The sequence below is a fragment of the Streptomyces sp. NPDC088097 genome, assembly GCF_044741845.1.
Taxonomy (GTDB): domain Bacteria; phylum Actinomycetota; class Actinomycetes; order Streptomycetales; family Streptomycetaceae; genus Streptomyces.
In genome coordinates, this window is record NZ_JBIUTJ010000004.1 from 284,649 (window position 1) to 302,632 (window position 17,984).

A 17,984-nucleotide genomic window follows, 5' to 3' on the forward strand; every position below is an offset into this window, starting at 1 on the left:
TGGCCGCGCCCGCAGGACGGGGCCCCGTCAGGCCACCCAGTACGGGCGCTCCACGCCCGGGGCGAGCGGGACGCCGTCGTGGAAGGCCTGCGCGAGGAGGCGTACGCCCTCGTCGAGGCGGTCGGCGGGCAGGGTGTACGGGATCCGCAGGCGGTGCTCGAAGGTGCCCGGGTCCACGCCGAAGCGGGCTCCGCGCCCGATGTGCACCCCGACGGCCGCGGCCCGTTCGGCCAGGGCGGAGCTGACCGGTTCGCCGAGGTCCACCCAGAGCGAGAGCCCGCCGGGCTGCGTCCGCCAGCTCCACTCGGGGGTGTGCCGCTCCAGGGAGGCCACCAGGGCCGCGCGCCGCTCGCGCAGCTGGTCGAGCCGCAGGGGCAGGCTCCGGTCCAGGTCCGCCAACAGGTGGAGGGCCACCAGCTGGTCGAGGACCGATCCGGTCATGTCCGCGGAGACCCGCAGGGCCGTCAGCTCGGTGATCAGCTTGGCGGTGGCGCGGACCCAGCCCACGCGCACGCCGCCCCAGTGGGTCTTGCTGAGCGAGCCGATGGTGAGCACGTGGTCGGCGCCGGAGCGCGGGGCGAGCGAGGCCAGCGGGGCGGCCGGGGGCACGTCCAGGGCGATGTCGGCGATGGTCTCGTCGACCACCAGCCAGGTGCCGGTGGCCCGGGTGACGTCGAGCAGTCGGCGGCGCTGCTCCGGTGGCATCAGCGAGCCCGTCGGGTTGTGGAAGTCGGGGATGACGTACGCGAGCCGGGGGACGGTCTGGCGCAGGGTGGACTCGGCGATGTCCAGGTCCCAGCCGGTGTCGGAGACGGCGATGGACCCGGTCCGCAGCCGGGCGTGGCGCAGGGCGTCGAGGGCGTTGGCGTAGGTCGGGTTCTCGGTGACGACCCGGTCGCCGGGGCGGCAGAGCAGGCCGACGACGAGGGCGAAGGCCTGTTGGGCCCCGGCGGTGACGAGGATCTGCTCGGGACGGGTGGGCAGTCCGCGTCGGGTGAAGCGGTCGGCGACGGCGGCGCGCAGGTCGGGCAGCCCGAAGGGGTGGTAGCCCGGGCTGCGGGCCAGGAGGGGCAGGCGGACAGCGGCCCGGGCGAGGGCGTCGGTGAGGCTGTCCTCGGGGGCTCCCATGGCGGCGATGGCCAGGTCTATGCCGGTGTCGCCGTCGGCGGAGTAGCCGCCCGCTCCGACGAGGGCGTGGGCGCCGACGGGCGCGTGGCCGTCGGGCAGCTCGGTCCAGGTGCCCGAGCCGCGCCGGCTGCGGACGTAGCCGCTCTGGCGCAGCAGGTCGTAGGCCGCGGTGACGGTGGCCCGGCTGGCGCCGACGGCCTCGGCGAGTTCGCGTTCGGCGGGCAGGCGTACGTGCAGGGCGACCCGGCCGTCGAGGATCAGGGTGCGGACGGCGTCGGCGAGCGAGCGGTAGCCGGGGCGGGCCACCACCTCGGCCGGGAGCAGCGCCGCGAGCTGGCGGCTGCCGATCATCCTGTCCGCCGTGTGGACCACTCGCCCGTTCGCCATGCCAACCTCCCCCGATTGGCTCTGCCGACCAGGCCAATCCAGGTCCAGACTCGCCTTATTGGACCGTGATTGGCAAGGAGAGACCATCATGTCGCACCGCCCGCTCACCGACCGTGACGAACGAGCGCTGCTGATCGCCGCGGAGAACCGCGTCGCGGAGCCGCTGCGGGTCGGGGCCGCGCTGGGTCGCCTCCTGCGACGTGCCCGCGGCTCCCTGAAGGGGCGAGAATCGCTGTCATGTCAGCAGCCGAACACCTCCCCGCCCCGCCCGCTCCCCCGGTAGCCCCCGAGGAGGCACCGGTGATCGCCGGCCTGCTCCTCGCCGCCGGGGGTGGGCGCCGCCTCGGCGGTCGCCCCAAGGCCCTGCTCCCCTACCGGGGCCGGCCGCTCGTCGAGAACGCCGTGCGCGTGTTGCGCGAGGCCGGCTGCGGCCCGCTCCACGTGGTGCTCGGCGCCTCGGCGGCCGAGGTCCGCGAGCGGGCCGACCTGAGCGGGTGCGTGGTCGTGGACAACCCGGACTGGGCGGAGGGCATGGGTTCCTCCTTGCGGGTGGGCCTGGCGTCCCTGGCCGGTACGGGGGCCCGCGCGGCCCTGGTCTCGCTGGTGGACCAGCCCGGCATCGGGGCGACGGCGGTGGCCCGGATCCGGGCGGCCTACGTCTCCCCGACGAGCCTGGTGGCGGCGGCCTACGACGGGGAGCGCGGGCATCCGGTGCTGTTCGGGTCGGACCGGTGGGCGGACATCGCGGCGACGGCCACCGGGGACCGCGGCGCGCGGGTCCACCTGAAGGAGCACGCCGGAGAGGTCATGCTGGTGGAGTGCGGGGACGTCGCGGCGGCCTTCGACATCGACACGCCGTCCGACCTGGCGCATCTGGCCTGAGCGACGCCGGCGTCTCGCTTGTGCGGGGCGTGACCGGCCTGGCACCGAGGGCCACCGGCAAGCGGAATCTGTCGACTCGGAGAATCTCGACATCAACAAACCATTGAACTTCCACCATGAGGAAATTACTATCCACTGGTCAGAAGCGCCCTGAACTTGAAGACGGCGCCCGCGACCGTTACCCGGAACTCTCCACACCCGACGGCACTGCGTGCCGTCTCGCGCGAGCATTCCCCGCGGCCGCCAGGCACCGCCGCTGAAGGAGTGACAGATATGTCCGCACCAGCGCCGTCCCCGCTGGCCATCGTCGACGCCGAGCCCCTGCCCCGGCAGGACGAGGTCCTCACCGAAGCGGCCCTCGCCTTCGTGGCCGAGCTCCACCGGCGGTTCGCCCCCCGCCGCGCCGAGCTCCTCGCCCGTCGCGGCGAGCGCCGAGCGGAGATCGCCCGCACTTCCACGCTCGACTTCCTCCCGGACACCGCACAGGTCCGCGAGGGCGACTGGAAGGTCGCGCCGGCCCCGGCCGCGCTGAACGACCGCCGCGTGGAGATCACCGGTCCGACGGACCGCAAGATGACCATCAACGCCCTGAACTCGGGCGCCAAGGTCTGGCTCGCCGACTTCGAGGACGCCTCTGCTCCCACCTGGGAGAACGTCGTCCTCGGCCAGCTCAATCTCATCGACGCCTACGAGCGCCGCATCGACTTCACCGACCCGCGCACGGGCAAGGCCTACGCCCTGAAGCCCGCCGACCAGCTCGCCACCGTCGTCATGCGGCCGCGCGGCTGGCACCTGGAGGAGCGCCACCTGCGCTTCGAGGGCGGCCCGGCCTCCGGCTCCCTCGTGGACTTCGGCCTCTACTTCTTCCACAACGCCCAGCGCCTGATCGCCCTCGGCAAGGGCCCGTACTTCTACCTGCCGAAGACGGAGTCGCACCTGGAGGCGCGCCTCTGGAACGAGATCTTCGTCTTCGCCCAGGACTACGTCGGCATCCCGCAGGGGACCGTCCGCGCGACCGTCCTGATCGAGACCATCACCGCGGCCTACGAGATGGAAGAGATCCTCTTCGAGCTCAAGGACCACGCGGCCGGCCTGAACGCGGGCCGCTGGGACTACCTGTTCTCGATCGTGAAGAACTTCCGCGACGGCGGCGAGAAGTTCGTCCTGCCGGACCGCAACGCGGTGACGATGACCGCCCCGTTCATGCGGGCGTACACCGAACTGCTGGTCAAGACCTGCCACAAGCGCGGGGCCCACGCGATCGGCGGCATGGCGGCCTTCATCCCGTCCCGCAAGGACGCCGAGGTCAACAAGGTCGCCTTCGAGAAGGTCAAGGCCGACAAGGACCGCGAGGCGGGCGACGGCTTCGACGGCTCCTGGGTCGCCCACCCCGACCTGGTCCCGATCGCGATGGCCTCCTTCGACGCCGTCCTCGGCGAGAAGCCGAACCAGAAGGACCGGCTGCGCGAGGACGTCTCGGTGGCCCCCGGCGAGCTCATCGCGATCGACTCCCTGGACGCGAAGCCCACCTACGACGGCCTGCGCAACGCCGTCCAGGTCGGCGTCCGCTACATCGAGGCCTGGCTGCGCGGCCTGGGCGCCGTCGGCATCTTCGGCCTCATGGAGGACGCCGCCACCGCCGAGATCTCGCGCTCGCAGATCTGGCAGTGGATCAACGCCGGTGTCGTCTTCGAGAACGGCAAGCTCGCCACCGCCGAGCTGACCCGCGAGATCGCCGCGCAGGAACTGGCCGCGATCCGCGCCGAGGTCGGCGAGGAGGCCTTCGCGGCCGGCAAGTGGCAGCAGGCCCACGACCTCCTGCTCCAGGTCTCCCTCGACGCCGACTACGCGGACTTCCTGACGCTGCCCGCGTACGACCAGCTCATCGGCTGACACCCCCCGCTTCGACTGAAACGCACAGCAGTCGAATCCGGCTCCGCCCCCGTCCCGCCCGCAGGCGACGGGGGCGGAGCCGTGTCCGGACGGAATCGTCCGCTCCGGGGGACCGAGGCCCCCGGCGAACGGCTCGGGTCCCGAACGACCGGTCGGTCGTTACCCAGTCGTAACCTTTCTGTACCTAGCGGTAACAAGTGGGGCCGTGTCACCTTTCCGATGCCACCGGCGCCGGCGGTACCCCCACTTACCCAGCCACGCACCGAAGTTGTTCCTGGTTTCGGCGTGGCCGACCGCAGGAGTTCCGCAGTGATCGGATTCCGCAAGGCCGGCAAGGAACACCGGGCCGCCCGCAGTCGTGTGCGACGACTGACCGGCGCCTCCATGGCCGTACCCCTCGTCGTGGGCGCACTGCTCGCCGGCGGGGCGGGCACCTCGGCCGCCAGTCCCGGCACGGGCCCCACCGCCGTGGTGTCCATGGGCGACAGCTACATCTCCGGCGAGGCCGGACGGTTCAAGGGCAACAGCCTCACCAACACCGGCAGCAGGAACGGCACGGACCGGGCCTGGACCGGCGGCAACGCGTACGACCCCGCCAAGGTCTACGGGACCACCGCCGGCGGCTGCCACCGCTCGGACTCGGCCGAGGTGCTGAGCGCCGGCGCCATCGCCGACACCGCCGTCAACCTGGCCTGCTCGGGCGCCGTTTCCGCCAACGTCTTCCGCGCCTCCAACGGGGGCGTCGCCTTCAAGGGCGAGGCCCCGCAGGCGGACCAGCTCGCCGCCGTCGCCGCCTCGCGGAACGTCAAGGTCATCGCGCTGTCCATCGGCGGCAACGACCTGGGCTTCGCCGACGTCATCAAGGAGTGCGCGTACGACTTCGTGCTCTGGGGCTCCTACTGCCACGACGACCAACAGGCCGGGATCGACGAGCGGATGGACGCCGCGATGGCCGGGGTCGGCAAGTCGGTCGACGAGATCCGCGCCGTGATGCGCGCGGCCGGCTACGCCGACCCCTCGTACCGGATCGTGCTCCAGTCGTACCCCTCCCCGATCCCGCGGGGCGCCGAGAACCGGTACACCCAGAGCGACTGGAGCCGGCTCAACACCGGCGGCTGCCCCTTCTGGAACCGGGACTCGGACTGGGCACGGGACTCCCTCGTGCCGCAGATCGCCGGCCGCATCAAGGCCGTGGCCGCGGCCAAGGGCGTCCAGTTCCTCGACCTCAAGGACATGTTGCAGGGGCGCGAGGTCTGCGCGAAGGCCGCCAAGCAGGTCAGTTCCTCCGTGCCGGCGTCGGCCAAGGTCAGCGAGTGGGCGCGCTGGATCGACAACAACGAGACCCAGGGCCTGGTCCAGGAGTCCATGCACCCGAATCACTTCGGCCAACTCGCCCTCGGGCGCTGCCTGGCCCTGGCCGTGGCCCAGCCCGCCGGCTCCGGAGCCGGCTGCAGGAACACGCCGGGCGGCGACCAGAGCGGGATGTACCTGACGCCCGTGCCGTAGGCCGCGATCGGGTCAGGCGGTGGCCGTCCGGTGGGCCGTGAGGAGGAGGTACTCCCACTCCATGACCCCGCCGCGGGTGTTCTCCTCGGCCAGGGCGTCCAGTTCCCGGTCCAGCGCCGCCGCCCGGTCCGGATCGTCGCCGATGGCGCGGTAGACCGCGACCGTCGGTCCGTAGCAGGCCTTGAAGAAGGCGCGGAAGTCTCCCCGTCCCGGAAACGCGTCGACCCGTACGGTCCTCCGGCGCGCGTCCACGTCCGTGACGCGGTCGCCGAGGAGCCCGTACACGTGCTCCTCCTCCCCCCACAGGGGTGGAGGAGCGCTCCCGGGGGGCGGGGGCGGCGCGTACGGCTTCATCGTCGCGAACATCCGCCCGACGAAGCCCTGGGGGGTCCAGTTGGACAGGCCCACCGTCCCCCCGGAGCGGCAGACGCGGACCAGCTCGTCGGCGGCGCTCTGGTGGTGCGGGGCGAACATGACGCCGAAGGAGGACATCACCACGTCGAACTCCCCGTCCGCGAAGGGGAGGTGCTCCGCGTCGGCCTCGCGCCACTCCAGTTCGACGCCGAGCGCCCCGGCCAGGGCCCGCCCCACTTCCAGCAGTTCGGGCGTCAGGTCGCTCGCCACGACGTGCGCCCCGGCCAGGGCGGCGGGGATGGCCGCGTTGCCGGCGCCCGCCGCCACGTCCAGGACGCGGTCCCCCTTGCGCACACCGCACTCCCCCACGAGTTCGGCGCCGGCTCGCGGGATCACGTGATCCGCCACGGACGGGTAGTCGCCCAGGGCCCACATCGCCCGGTGCCGGTCCTTCAGCGCGCGGTCCGCCCCGGCCCTCTCGATCGCCTCGGACATGGCTGCCTCCCGGGCTCGTCCGGACCCCTCCTGCCAGCGTAGGCGCGCCCCGGCGGGGTCGCAGTACGGGCGCCGGGCCCCGGGAAGGCGGGTCAGGCGGCCCGGCCGGGGTCCTCGGTGAGGGCGGCCATGGCGATGGTGAAGGCCGCGTGGCAGCGCAGCCAGTCCGGGTCCGGGTCCGGGGCCTGGAGGGCGAGGAGCTTGGGCAGGAGGTCCGCCGAGAAGTCGCGGGCCGCCTCCGCCGGGAGAAGGGACGGCAGGTTGTCGATGGCGATCACGTCGAGCGGCGGGCCTTGCGCGCTCACCCTGCGAACGGGCTCGTTCCAGTCGGTGAGGCGGTCGTAGACCGGGAGCAGGTGCAGGTCCGAGCCCGTGTCACAGGTGATGTCGGCGATCACCGAGAGCCTGCGGGGCCCCGGGCCGAGATCGGCCGGCGTCAGGAAGGGCGGCACCGGGCGGGTGCTCAGCACCGCGTTGACCAGGATGTCGTGGTCGAGCAGCGCGGCCCGGTCCAGCCGGTGGGTGGCGGCGCGGTCCCAGCGGGTGACTTGGATCCCGGCGGTGCTCAGCGCGTCGCAGGCGCCGCGCCCGCTGCGTCCGCCCGCCCCGATGACCAGGGCGCGCGGCGCCCGCGCCGGCACGCCCTCCCGTAAGCGGGCGTCGAGTTCCGTGCGGGGCGTCGGGACCAGCGGGGCGGTGAGCCGGCCCCGGGCGTGCAGGGCCGCCAGGGCGGCGCCCGCGTAGCCGGCCCAGTAGCCGAAGGCGGCCAGTCGGCGGCCCCGCTCGTCGGCGAGGTACTCCAGGTCCAGGAGGGTCCCCCCGCCCGAGGCGAACCGGCGCAGCAGCCCGGGGGCCTGCGGTTGCCCCTTGTAGGCGTGCCCGAAGTACACGTGCCGGTGGTGCAACCGCACGGGCGCGGGCGGGAGTTCCTTCAGCCCGAGGACGTACGCCGCTTCGGGCGCGGCCCCCGCCCAGGATCCGGCCGGGGCGAGGTCGCAGCCCGCGGCCGCGTAGTCGGCGAGGGGGAACACCCGGTGGACGGAGTCCTCCACGGTGATCCGAACGCCGCGCTCGACGAGCCGGGCGGCGTCCTGGGGGGTGAGGGGGGCCCGCCGTTCGGTGGGGCGGGTTTCGCTGCGCATCCAGAGCTGAGGGTTTCCTGCCATGGCTGTACCACCTGTCCGTGCAGAGGGGTGGGATCAGGTCCGCGCTCATGCGATGTCTTTCCGCGTCGTATACGGCGCACGCCGCGCGGGGGCCGGAACTCCGGGCCCTGCGGCCCCGCGCGCCCACCCCCGTCCCGCCCGGCTCAGACTCCCCGGTCCCGCGGCTCCGCCGGCGGGGGCAGCGGCGGGGTACGGGCGGGCACGGGGCCGCGGCCGGGATCCGCAGCCGAGGCCGGACGGCCCGTCCATGCGCGACCAACTCGGGTGCGTGTGGCCCGAGTTCCCCGCACCCGCCGAGCACCGGCAGCACCTCGGGGTCGGCGTCCTGTCGGGGCGCCCCCGACCGTCCGCCCCGACAGCCGTGCACGATCACCGCCGCCGATCCGCACGGCTGCGGTGAACTCGCGCTACACGCAGCGGATTGGGCGGACAGGTGACGCGCCGCGCGGTGGCGGACACACGCGTGCGGCGGTGCGGACGCCACACCCGCAGTGGGTGGCGTACGCACCGCCGCATGCTCGCCGGTCTTCCGGCCGGGGCACCCGTCAGTGCACCAGGACCGGTTCTCCGGCGGGTTGTTCCACGCCCTGCTTCTTGGCACCGAGGTGGTTGAAGGCGAGGTTCAAGGCGATCGCGACCACGCAGCCGGTGCTGATGCCGGAGTCGAGGACGACGAGCAGGTCCTTGGGGAAGGCGTGGTAGAAGCCGGGGGCGGCGATCGGGATCAGGCCGATGCCGACAGAGGCGGCGACGATCAGGGCGTTCTCGCCCTTCTCCATGGCCGCGCCGGCCAGGGTCTGGATGCCGCTGGCCGCGACCGAGCCGAAGAGGACGATTCCCGCGCCGCCGAGGACGGGCAGCGGGACGACCCCGATGACGGAGGCGGCCATCGGACACAGACCCAGCAGGATCAGGATGCCGCCGCCGGCGGCGACCACGAAGCGACTGCGCACCTTGGTCATCGCGACGAGCCCGATGTTCTGTGCGAAGGCGCTGCACATGAACCCGTTGAACAGGGGGCTGAGCGCACTGCCGAGGGTGTCGGCGCGCAGGCCGCCCTCGATGGTCTTCGCGTCCGCCGGACGGCCGACGATCTTGCCGAGGGCCAGGATGTCGGCGGTGGACTCCGTCATGCAAACGAGCATGACGATGCACATCGAGATGATGGCGGCCAGCTGGAACTGGGGCGCGCCGAAGTGGAAGGGCGTCGGGAACCCGACGATGTCCGCGTTGCTGACGGCGTCGAAGTTGGTCATGCCCAGCGGCAGCGCGATGAGGGTGCCGGCGACGAGGCCGAGCAGGATCGATATCTGCTGGAGGAAGCCCCGCAGGAACTTGCGCATCACCAGGACGATGGCCAGGGTGAGGGCGGCCATGCCGATGTTGCGCATCGATCCGTAGTCGGTGGCGGTCTTGTTCCCGCCCTGCGACCAGTTGAAGGCAACCGGGAGCAGCGACACACCGATCAGGGTGATGACGGTGCCGGTGACCACGGGCGGGAAGAAGCGGACGAGCTTGCCGAAATAAGGGGCGGCGAGGAAGCCGACCACTCCGGCGACGATGATCGCGCCGAAGATGATGGGGATGGCATTGTCCCCCTCCCCCTTTCCGATGGCGATCATCGGGGTCACACCGGCGAAGGAGACGCCGTTGACGAAGGGGAGTTTGGCGCCGATCTTCCAGATCCCGAGGGTCTGGAGGAGCGTGGCGAGCCCTGCGGTGAAAAGCGAGGCGCCCATCAGGAAGGCGGTCTCGGTGGCGGAGAGTCCGACGGCGGGGCCGACGATCATGGGCGGGGCGACGACTCCGGCGTACATCGCTGCGACGTGCTGGAGTCCGCTCGTGAACATCTTCAGCGGAGGCAAGGTCTCGTCGACCGGGTGCTTCTCCTCCGGTACTGCGACTGCGTCTTTGCGAAACCTGGGCGTTGCGGCCACGGCTTCCTCCGGTCGGGTAACACGTCGGCAGGGACGTGGGTGTCTGGGAGGTGGTGCGAAAGCTGAGCTAGTCGAGCCTGTATGGAGTTGTGGGGTGCTGCGAAGGTGATGTCCCAAGGGGTGCGGAAACGATTCGCCCGAGTCGTTCCACGCTGATTGCCCGCCGGCCCGAGGCCTGGCTGTGCCATGGCGGTGGCACGAGGGGTGCGCCGGCTACAAGGTGGTCGGCACGAGTCACCGCTCCCGGGAACGCCTTCGGATCTCTCCTCGGGCGCTTCCCGGGAACAGCTGCCGCGGATCCCGCTCGGATCCGCGGCCGCCGGTCGAGGGCCGTCCCCCGCGACCGGACTCCGTGGGATCAGGCCTGCGCGGAGATCCGCGCGAGGCGCTGGGCCTCTTCCCGGGTGGACACGGCGATGGCGTCCTCGTCGGCGAAGAGGAGTCGGTTGTTGTCGACGATCTGCTTGCCGTTGACGAACGAGGCCGTCACGGGGGCAGCCGCACCGAAGACCAGGGCGGTGACCGGGTCGGCGATGGACGAGTGCAGGAAGGTGTTCAGGTTCCACAGGACCAGGTCGGCGCACTTGCCGACCTCCAGCGAGCCGATGTTGTCGGCGCGGCCGAGGACCTGGGCGCCACCGAAGGTGCCCAGGCGCAGGGCCTGGCGCGCGTTGAGGGCGCGCTCGCGGTGGACCGGGTTCAGGCGGTTGATCAGCAGCGCGTTGCGCAGCTCGGTGTGCAGCTCGCCGGACTCGTTGGAGGCGGTGCCGTCCACACCGAGGCCGACCGGTACGCCGGCGGCCAGCATGTCCGGGACGCGGGCGATGCCGGCGGCCAGACGGGCGTTGGAGGACGGGCAGTGCGCGACACCGGTCTTGGTACGGGCGAACGCGGCGATGTCGGAGTCGTTCATGTGGACGCTGTGCGCCATCCACACGTCCTCGCCGAGCCAGCCGGTCGACTCGAAGTAGTCGGTCGGGCCCATGCCGAACAGTTCCTTGCAGAACTGCTCTTCCTCGACGGTCTCGGAGCCGTGCGTGTGCAGGCGCACACCCAGGCGACGGGCCAGCTCGGCGCCCTGCTTCAGCAGCTCGGTGGAGACCGAGAAGGGGGAGCAGGGGGCGACGGCGACCTGGGTCATCGAGTCGAAGGAGGCGTCGTGGTACTTCTTCACGGTCGCCTCGGTGTCGGCGAGTGCGCCTTCGAGCGTCTCGACCGCGTGGTCCGGCGGCAGGCCGCCGTCCTTCTCGCTGCGGTCCATCGAGCCGCGGGCGAGGGTGAAGCGGACACCCATCTCGGACGCGGCGCGGATGATCGAGCCGGACAGGTCGCCGGAGCCCTTGGGGAAGACGTAGTGGTGGTCCATCGCGGTGGTCACACCACCGCGGGCCATCGCGGCGAGGGAGCCCTGCGCGGCCGTGTACGTCATCTGCTCGTCGATGCGCGCCCAGGTCGGGTACAGCGAGACGAGCCAGTTGAAGAGGTTGTGGTCGGTGGCCAGGCCACGCGTGATCCACTGGTAGAAGTGGTGGTGCGTGTTGACCAGACCGGGGGTCACGAGGTGCCCGGTGCCGTCGATGCGACGAACGACGTTGACGAGGTTCTCGGGGGCCTTGCCCGCGCCGATGGACTCGATCTTGTTACCGGCGATGACCACATGGCCCGAGGCGTACTCGGTGTCATTGGCGTCGACGGTCGCAATCGCACAGTTCTCGATGACGATGCGCTCGACGGCGCTGTCAGGGGCTGCCGATGCTGCCATGGGACTTCCTCGTGCTTTCAGTGGCGGTGCGGGCACGGCAAAACCCAGGGGATTTGAGTGCCGGAGCCGGGGGCCTTGGCAGCTGACAGTACTGCCGCCCCGTGTGGTGCGTCCGGGTGCCGATTCAGGAAGTTCTGCGGGGGGGGTGTGCCCGCCCCGGGGCAACTGCGGAGCCCCGGAGCGGGTGTGCCGCACTACAGGTTGGTCATGTCCACGGGAATGCGGGCGTCAACGCCGTCACGCAGGACAGTAGCCTCGATCAGACCGTACGGGCGGTCCGCGGCGAAGTAGACCTCGTTGTCGTTCTTGAGGCCGAAGGGCTCCAGGTCGACGAGGAAGTGGTGCTTGTTCGGGAGCGAGAAGCGAACCTCGTCGATCTCCGAACGGTGGTTGATGATGCGCGAACCCATCTGGTACAGGGTCTGCTGGAGCGACAGCGAGTAGGTCTCCGCGAAGGCCTGCAGCATGTGCTTGCGGGTCTCGGCGTAGGACTTCTCCCAGTTGGGCATCCGCTGGTCGTCGTCCGACCAGCTGAAGCGCCAGCGGGCCGACACCTGGGTGGCGAGGATGCGGTCGTACGCTTCCTTCAGGGTCGTGTACTTGTCCTTCACGTAACCCCAGAACTCGGAGTTCGTGGAGTTCATGACGGTCAGGTCCTTGAGGCCGGAGATGACCTCCCAGTTCTGACCGTCGTACGTGATCTGCGTGACCCGGGTCTCCCCGCCCTCACGGACGAAGGAGTGGTTCACCTCGTCGGACCCGATGAACTTCGAGTTCGCGTCCGAGGTGGCGATCCGGGACCAGGAGTACTCCTCGATCCGGATGCGCGCCTTCTGGATCGGCTCCTGGCTGTTGACGAACCAACGCGCCAGGTGGATGCCGAACTGCTCGGCGGACTCGATGCCGTACTCCTTGGCGAACGCGTACACCGTGTTCTTGGTGGTGTCCGTCGGAAGGACGTTCGCGTTCGAACCGGAGTAGTGCACGTCGTCCATGTCGCCGGAGAGGGCGACCGAGACGTTCAGGTCCTTGATGTGGTGGGTGTCGCCGTCCCGCGTGATCTTGACGACGCGGTTCTCTGCTTTGCCGTACTGGTTCTGGCCCAGAATCGTGGCCATGCTAGCTCCCTCGGTAAACGGAGTAGCCGAACGGGTTGAGCAGCAGCGGTACGTGGTAGTGCTCGCCCGGGTTCACCGAAAACGTGATGGTGACCTCGGGGAAGAACGCACCGCTGTCCCTTACGCGGGGGGCGTCCTGCTGCGCCTCGGCTTGCTTCTTGGAGAAGTACGTCTCGGTCTCGAAATCGAGACGCACGTGAGTGGTGCCTTCCGGCAGCGCCGGCAGGTCCTTGCAACGCCCGTCGGCGTCGGTGGCGGACCCACCCAGGGACGTCCACGCTCCGTCCAGGCCCGTACGGGCCGAGAGGGAGATCGCGACGCCCTCGGCGGGCTTGCCGATGCTGGTGTCCAGGATGTGTGTGGACACCGACGCGGTGGTCTCGGTGCTCATACGCGGGTCACTCTCCTTCTGCGAGTTCGACGAGGCGGGTCAGGCGGATCTTGTTGATCTTGACGAGCTCACCGCGGGCGATTTCGCGCTCCCGCTCCGGCGAGTTCTCGATCCGGACCTTGACCGCGTCCCGCATGAACGCACCGGTCGCACCGGTGGCGCAGATGAGGAAGACGTGGCCGAACTTCTCCTGGTAGGCCAGGTTCAGTTCCAGGAGCTCGGTCTTGAGCTCCTCCGAGGCACCGGCCATGCCACGCTGCTCGCGGGCGGAGGTCGGGTCTCCCGGCTTCGGCCGGCCGATCGGCGCGTGGCCGCCCATCGCCTCGCCCAGGTCGTCCGCGGTGAGCTCCGCCATGGCGGCCTCGTTCGCGGCGAAGAGGGTTTCGGTGGTGGCGAAGGGGCGCTGGGCGAGAAGCTTGCCGCCCCACGCCGAGCTGGCGCACACCTCGTGCAGCTCGGCCGTGGCCGCGCTGTCATCCAAGGCGTTGAACCGGGTGAGACCCGGGGTCGGACTCGAAGTCACGGTAGGCCTCCGTGGCCTGTTGTTGCTGGACGGGCTGCGCATAGCTAACGCTCTCGACAACACGGCGTCAACACTTTGTTGAAACTTCCCGTACACAAAAGCCGCCGCCCGGGTGAATTGGGCGGCGGCTCGTCACGGTGGGTGAATCGACCTTTACTCTTGGCTGGTCTTCGCCGGTCCCGTCGCGGTGTTCGCGTCCCTGTTCAAGTAGTTGTAGACCGTGAAACGGCTTACGCCCAGGGCTCCCGCCACCGTTTCCACGCCGTGCCGGACGGAGAAGGCGCCGCGCGCCTCGAGTATGCGCACCACGTCCTGCTTGGCCTTCCGGTCGAGCTGGGCCAACGGTACGCCGTGCCGGCGCTCCAGCGCCGCCAGGATGTGGTCCAGCGAGTCGGAGAGTTGCGGCAGGCGCACGGCGAGCAGGTCCCTGCCCTCCCACGACAACACCACGTCGTCGGGCTGCGCCAGCGCGGGATCCATCAGCTCGCCGCCCATCGCGTCCACCAGCGGCTTGACCGCGGTGACGAAGGGGTGGTCTCGGGGGTCGGTCACGGGGTGTCCCCCCCGATCACGTTCACCTGGACCGAGACGCGCGTCGCCCCGGCCTCCAGCGAGTCGCGCAGCAGCGCCGCCACCGCGCTCAGCACCCGTTCCGAATCGCCCTCGGCGGTGTTGCCGAAGGGTCCGACGTCCAACGCGTCGAGCTGAGCCGTCTGGATGACCTCGCGGGCGGCCAGGGCATGGGCGGGGGCCTCTTCAAGATCGAAGGGCTCGGTCGTGAACTCCACTCTCAATCGCACGCTGGTCAACCTACTGCTCTGTCCCGATTTTCCGGGAGCCCGCACTTGACATCCACGCGGAATCCCATGCAGTCTTCCACCAAGTAGAAAATGACTTCCGCGATACGGAAGGAGCGCACACCCCTCATGGGATACACGGACCAGCGCTTCGATGTGAACCTGTCGATCCTCTTCACGGAACTCCCGCTCCTGGAGCGCCCCGCGGCCGCCGCCGCGGCGGGCTTCACCGCGGTCGAGCTGTGGTGGCCCTGGATCGAGACCCCCACCCCCGCCCAGTCGGAGCTGGACGCCCTCAAGAAGGCTCTTGAGGACGCCGGCACCCAGCTGGTGGGCCTGAACTTCTATGCCGGCCAACTGCCGGGCCCGGACCGCGGTGCGGTCTCGGTCCCCGGCGAGGAGTCGGACCGCTTCAACGCCAACATCAACGTGGCCGCGGACTTCGCGGCTTCCGTCGGTTGCAAGGCGCTGAACGCCCTCTACGGCAACCGCGTCGAGGGCGTGGACCCGGCGGTCCAGGACGAGCTGGCCCTCAAGAACCTGGTCGTGGCGGCCCAGGCCGCCGACCGCGTGGGTGCGATCCTCCTGATCGAGACCCTCAACAAGCCCGAGTCGCCGCTCTACCCCCTGGTGAGCGCCCCGGCGGGCATCGAGGTGGTGGACAAGGTCAACGAGGCCACCGGCCTCGGGAACGCCAAGTTCCTGCTCGACCTGTACCACCTGGCGATGAACGATGAGGACCTCTCCGAGGTCATCGAAAAGTACGCCGCCAAGACCGGCCACGTCCAGATCGCGGACAAGCCCGGACGCGGTGCCCCGGGCACCGGCGAGCTGCCTCTCGAGGCGCTCCTGGACCAGCTCAAGAAGGCCGGTTACGAGGGCTACGTAGGCCTCGAGTACAAGGCGGCCGACGCCGCCGCGTCCTTCGCCTGGCTTCCGGCAGAGGCCCGCGCCGCTCAGTAGGGCGGAAAAGTCCAGGCGTTCAGCCAGGCACCCCCCGCACTTTTCGTACAAAGCATTAAGAGAAGGACCCTCATCATGAGCAACCTCCCCAAGATCGCCTGGATCGGTCTCGGAATCATGGGCTCCCCCATGGCCGAGAACCTGCTGAAGGCCGGCTACACGGTCACCGGCTTCACGCTGGAGCAGGACAAGCTGGACCGCCTGGCCGCCGCCGGCGGCGGCGTGGCCGGCTCGATCGCCGAGGCCGTCAAGGACGCCGACGTCATCATCACGATGGTGCCCGCCTCCCCGCAGGTCGAGGCCATCTCCTACGGTGAGAACGGCATCCTCGAAAACGCCAAGTCCGGCGCGCTGATCGTGGACATGTCCTCGATCACCCCCCAGACCTCGATCGACCTCGCGAAGAACGCCGCCGAGAAGGGCATCCGCGTCATCGACGCCCCGGTGTCCGGCGGCGAGGCCGGTGCCATCGAGGCCGTCCTGTCGATCATGGTGGGTGGCGAGCAGGCCGACTTCGACGAGGCCCTCCCGATCCTGGAGACCCTCGGCAAGACCATCGTGCTCTGCGGTCCGCACGGCTCCGGCCAGACCGTCAAGGCCGCGAACCAGCTCATCGTCGCGGTGAACATCCAGGCGTGCGCCGAGGCCGTCGTCTTCCTGGAGAAGTCCGGCGTGAACCTCGCCGCGGCCCTGGACGTCCTCAACGGTGGTCTGGCCGGCTCCACGGTCCTGACCCGCAAGAAGGACAACTTCCTGAACCGCGACTTCAAGCCCGGTTTCCGGATCGACCTGCACCACAAGGACATGGGCATCGTCACCGACGCCGCCCGCAACGTCGGTGCGGCCCTCCCGGTCGGCGCGGTCGTCGCCCAGCTGGTCGCCTCGCTGCGCGCCCAGGGTGACGGTGGCCTGGACCACTCCGCGCTGCTCCGCGCGGTCGAGCGCCTCTCCGGCGCCCAGATCTGAGCCCGCGGCCCGCTCGCCGGGCCGCGCTCCTCCCCGCTCGCGGGGACCTGAGTTTCCGGATGGTGCCGGTGCTGACACCTGTCCTGTCGCGCCCAAGTGCCGGCACCGTCCGGATTACCTCTCCTCAATCTTTCTTTTCAACAAACTGTTGACGTCGCGTTCACGCCGAAATTAGGCTGTTCCGCATGACGGAAGACGGATTCCGTCAGCAGTTCCCCGTACGGAAGGTCACCATGTCGAAGCGCACGCTGACGACCGAGTCTGGCGCCCCGGTCGCCGACAACCAGAACTCCGCTACCGCCGGCGTCGGTGGCCCCCTTCTGGTCCAGGACCAGCAGCTCCTGGAGAAGCTCGCCCGCTTCAACCGCGAGCGCATCCCGGAGCGCGTGGTCCACGCCCGCGGCTCCGCCGCGTACGGTCACTTCGAGGTGACCGACGACGTCACCGCGTACACCAGCGCCGCGTTCCTGAACACGGTCGGCAAGAAGACCGAGACCTTCCTGCGGTTCTCCACCGTGGCGGACTCGCTCGGTGGCGCGGACGCCGTCCGTGACCCCCGCGGCTTCGCGCTGAAGTTCTACACCGAAGAGGGCAACTACGACCTCGTCGGCAACAACACCCCGGTGTTCTTCATCAAGGACCCGATCAAGTTCCCCGACTTCATCCACTCCCAGAAGCGCGACCCCTTCACGGGCAAGCAGGAGCCGGACAACGTCTGGGACTTCTGGGCGCACGCCCCCGAGGCGACGCACCAGATCACCTGGCTGATGGGTGACCGCGGCATCCCGGCGTCCTACCGCCACATGAACGGCTACGGCTCCCACACGTACCAGTGGACCAACGCCCAGGGCGAGGCCTTCTTCGTCAAGTACCACTTCAAGACGAACCAGGGCATCCGCAGCCTCTCCTCCGACCAGGCCGCCGAGCTCGTCGGCAAGGACGGCAACTCGCACCAGACCGACCTGGTCCAGGCGATCGAGCGCGGCGTGAACCCGAGCTGGACCCTCTACGTCCAGGTCATGCCGGCCTCCGAGGCCGCGGACTACCGCTTCAACCCGTTCGACGTCACCAAGGTGTGGCCGCACAGCGACTACCCGCTGCAGCGCGTGGGCCGTCTGGTCCTCGACCGCAACCCGGACAACGTCTTCGCCGAGGTCGAGCAGTCGGCCTTCTCCCCGAACAACTTCGTCCCGGGCATCACCGCCTCGCCGGACAAGATGCTCCAGGGCCGCCTCTTCGCGTACGCCGACGCCCAGCGCTACCGCCTCGGTGTGAACCACACCCTGCTGCCGGTCAACGCCCCGAAGGCGACGCAGGCCGAGAACTACGGCCGCGACGGTGTCATGGCGCTGCGCAACGGTTCACGCCACGACAAGAACTACGAGCCCAACTCGTACCAGGGTCCGGCCGAGACCGGTCTGGCGCTGGGCGCCCCGAAGGCCGTCTCCGGCTACACGGGCACCCACGAGGCTCCGGCCCACACCAAGGACGACCACTTCTTCCAGGCCGGTGAGCTCTACCGCCTGATGTCCGAGGACGCCAAGCAGCGTCTGGTGGCGAACATCGCGGGCGGCCTCTCGCAGGTCACCCTTGAGCACGTCATCGAGAAGAACCTGGCTCACTTCCACGCCGCGGACGCCGACTACGGCAAGCGCGTCGAGGAGGCCGTTCGCGCCCTGCGCGACGCCTGAGCCCCACAACTGTACCGGGGACCTG

General features: G+C 70.2%; 16 protein-coding genes. 6 read left to right on the forward strand and 10 right to left on the reverse strand.

Annotation, left to right across the window (positions count from 1 at the left end):
• Positions 1–27: 27 nt before the first annotated feature.
• Positions 28–1,515 carry a PLP-dependent aminotransferase family protein gene (locus ACIOD1_RS15345; protein ID WP_401902632.1) on the reverse strand — a complete coding sequence of 496 codons (1,488 nt, stop codon included), beginning with the start codon at positions 1,513–1,515 and terminating at the stop codon, positions 28–30.
• Positions 1,516–1,752: 237 nt separating this feature from the next.
• On the opposite strand from ACIOD1_RS15345, the gene ACIOD1_RS15350 reads away from it, so the two are divergent.
• From ACIOD1_RS15350 to ACIOD1_RS15360, 3 genes are all read left to right on the forward strand, one after another.
• Positions 1,753–2,397, forward strand: a complete 645-nt coding sequence (locus ACIOD1_RS15350; protein WP_365619253.1) for a nucleotidyltransferase family protein — start codon at positions 1,753–1,755, stop codon at positions 2,395–2,397.
• Between the two features lie 273 nt (positions 2,398–2,670).
• Positions 2,671–4,290, forward strand: a complete 1,620-nt coding sequence (gene aceB, locus ACIOD1_RS15355; RefSeq protein ID WP_365619256.1) for a malate synthase A — start codon at positions 2,671–2,673, stop codon at positions 4,288–4,290.
• 309 nt (positions 4,291–4,599) lie between these two features.
• Positions 4,600–5,796, forward strand: coding sequence for a GDSL-type esterase/lipase family protein (locus tag ACIOD1_RS15360; protein ID WP_401902635.1), 1,197 nt, complete (start codon positions 4,600–4,602; stop codon positions 5,794–5,796).
• 12 nt (positions 5,797–5,808) lie between these two features.
• Here ACIOD1_RS15360 and ACIOD1_RS15365 read toward each other — a convergent pair whose 3' ends face one another.
• The 9 genes from ACIOD1_RS15365 to ACIOD1_RS15405 form a co-directional block, all read right to left on the reverse strand.
• Complete coding sequence (locus ACIOD1_RS15365) at positions 5,809–6,645, reverse strand: class I SAM-dependent methyltransferase (protein ID WP_401902636.1); 837 nt, start codon at positions 6,643–6,645, stop codon at positions 5,809–5,811.
• Positions 6,646–6,737: 92 nt separating this feature from the next.
• On the reverse strand, positions 6,738–7,811 hold the full coding sequence (locus ACIOD1_RS15370) for a saccharopine dehydrogenase (RefSeq protein WP_365619263.1): 1,074 nt from the start codon (positions 7,809–7,811) through the stop codon (positions 6,738–6,740).
• A gap of 545 nt (positions 7,812–8,356) precedes the next feature.
• On the reverse strand, positions 8,357–9,748 hold the full coding sequence (locus tag ACIOD1_RS15375; RefSeq protein WP_365619266.1) for a nucleobase:cation symporter-2 family protein: 1,392 nt from the start codon (positions 9,746–9,748) through the stop codon (positions 8,357–8,359).
• 358 nt (positions 9,749–10,106) lie between these two features.
• Complete coding sequence (locus tag ACIOD1_RS15380) at positions 10,107–11,510, reverse strand: 8-oxoguanine deaminase (protein WP_365619269.1); 1,404 nt, start codon at positions 11,508–11,510, stop codon at positions 10,107–10,109.
• 194 nt (positions 11,511–11,704) lie between these two features.
• Positions 11,705–12,628: a factor-independent urate hydroxylase gene (gene pucL, locus ACIOD1_RS15385; protein WP_365619273.1), complete on the reverse strand. Its 924-nt coding sequence runs from the start codon at positions 12,626–12,628 to the stop codon at positions 11,705–11,707.
• 1 nt (position 12,629) lies between these two features.
• Positions 12,630–13,019 carry a hydroxyisourate hydrolase gene (gene uraH, locus ACIOD1_RS15390; RefSeq protein WP_365619276.1) on the reverse strand — a complete coding sequence of 130 codons (390 nt, stop codon included), beginning with the start codon at positions 13,017–13,019 and terminating at the stop codon, positions 12,630–12,632.
• A 7-nt stretch (positions 13,020–13,026) separates the two neighbouring features.
• On the reverse strand, positions 13,027–13,542 hold the full coding sequence (gene uraD / locus ACIOD1_RS15395; protein ID WP_365619279.1) for a 2-oxo-4-hydroxy-4-carboxy-5-ureidoimidazoline decarboxylase: 516 nt from the start codon (positions 13,540–13,542) through the stop codon (positions 13,027–13,029).
• Between the two features lie 153 nt (positions 13,543–13,695).
• Positions 13,696–14,094: a helix-turn-helix domain-containing protein gene (locus tag ACIOD1_RS15400; protein ID WP_365619281.1), complete on the reverse strand. Its 399-nt coding sequence runs from the start codon at positions 14,092–14,094 to the stop codon at positions 13,696–13,698.
• Positions 14,091–14,342, reverse strand: a complete 252-nt coding sequence (locus ACIOD1_RS15405; protein ID WP_401902641.1) for a hypothetical protein — start codon at positions 14,340–14,342, stop codon at positions 14,091–14,093. The genes ACIOD1_RS15400 and ACIOD1_RS15405 overlap by 4 nt, the downstream gene beginning before the upstream one ends.
• 126 nt (positions 14,343–14,468) lie before the next feature.
• On the opposite strand from ACIOD1_RS15405, the gene ACIOD1_RS15410 reads away from it, so the two are divergent.
• From ACIOD1_RS15410 to ACIOD1_RS15420, 3 genes are all read left to right on the forward strand, one after another.
• Positions 14,469–15,302 (forward strand): TIM barrel protein, encoded by an 834-nt coding sequence (locus ACIOD1_RS15410; RefSeq protein ID WP_365619287.1) that lies wholly within the window; start codon positions 14,469–14,471, stop codon positions 15,300–15,302.
• A gap of 75 nt (positions 15,303–15,377) precedes the next feature.
• Positions 15,378–16,268, forward strand: a complete 891-nt coding sequence (locus ACIOD1_RS15415) for a 2-hydroxy-3-oxopropionate reductase (protein ID WP_365619290.1) — start codon at positions 15,378–15,380, stop codon at positions 16,266–16,268.
• A gap of 233 nt (positions 16,269–16,501) precedes the next feature.
• Positions 16,502–17,959 carry a catalase gene (locus ACIOD1_RS15420; protein WP_365619404.1) on the forward strand — a complete coding sequence of 486 codons (1,458 nt, stop codon included), beginning with the start codon at positions 16,502–16,504 and terminating at the stop codon, positions 17,957–17,959.
• Positions 17,960–17,984: the final 25 nt, after the last annotated feature.

Excerpts from the sequence above, each read along its gene's own strand:
- ACIOD1_RS15345 (WP_401902632.1), bottom strand. The coding sequence starts at position 1,515 with ATGGCGAACGGGCGAGTGGTCCACACGGCGGACAGGATGATCGGCAGC.
- ACIOD1_RS15350 (WP_365619253.1), top strand. The coding sequence starts at position 1,753 with ATGTCAGCAGCCGAACACCTCCCCGCCCCGCCCGCTCCCCCGGTAGCC.
- aceB (WP_365619256.1), top strand. The coding sequence starts at position 2,671 with ATGTCCGCACCAGCGCCGTCCCCGCTGGCCATCGTCGACGCCGAGCCC.
- ACIOD1_RS15365 (WP_401902636.1), bottom strand. The coding sequence starts at position 6,645 with ATGTCCGAGGCGATCGAGAGGGCCGGGGCGGACCGCGCGCTGAAGGAC.
- ACIOD1_RS15370 (WP_365619263.1), bottom strand. The coding sequence starts at position 7,811 with ATGGCAGGAAACCCTCAGCTCTGGATGCGCAGCGAAACCCGCCCCACC.
- ACIOD1_RS15380 (WP_365619269.1), bottom strand. The coding sequence starts at position 11,510 with ATGGCAGCATCGGCAGCCCCTGACAGCGCCGTCGAGCGCATCGTCATC.
- pucL (WP_365619273.1), bottom strand. The coding sequence starts at position 12,628 with ATGGCCACGATTCTGGGCCAGAACCAGTACGGCAAAGCAGAGAACCGC.
- uraH (WP_365619276.1), bottom strand. The coding sequence starts at position 13,019 with ATGAGCACCGAGACCACCGCGTCGGTGTCCACACACATCCTGGACACC.
- ACIOD1_RS15410 (WP_365619287.1), top strand. The coding sequence starts at position 14,469 with ATGGGATACACGGACCAGCGCTTCGATGTGAACCTGTCGATCCTCTTC.
- ACIOD1_RS15415 (WP_365619290.1), top strand. The coding sequence starts at position 15,378 with ATGAGCAACCTCCCCAAGATCGCCTGGATCGGTCTCGGAATCATGGGC.
- ACIOD1_RS15420 (WP_365619404.1), top strand. The coding sequence starts at position 16,502 with ATGTCGAAGCGCACGCTGACGACCGAGTCTGGCGCCCCGGTCGCCGAC.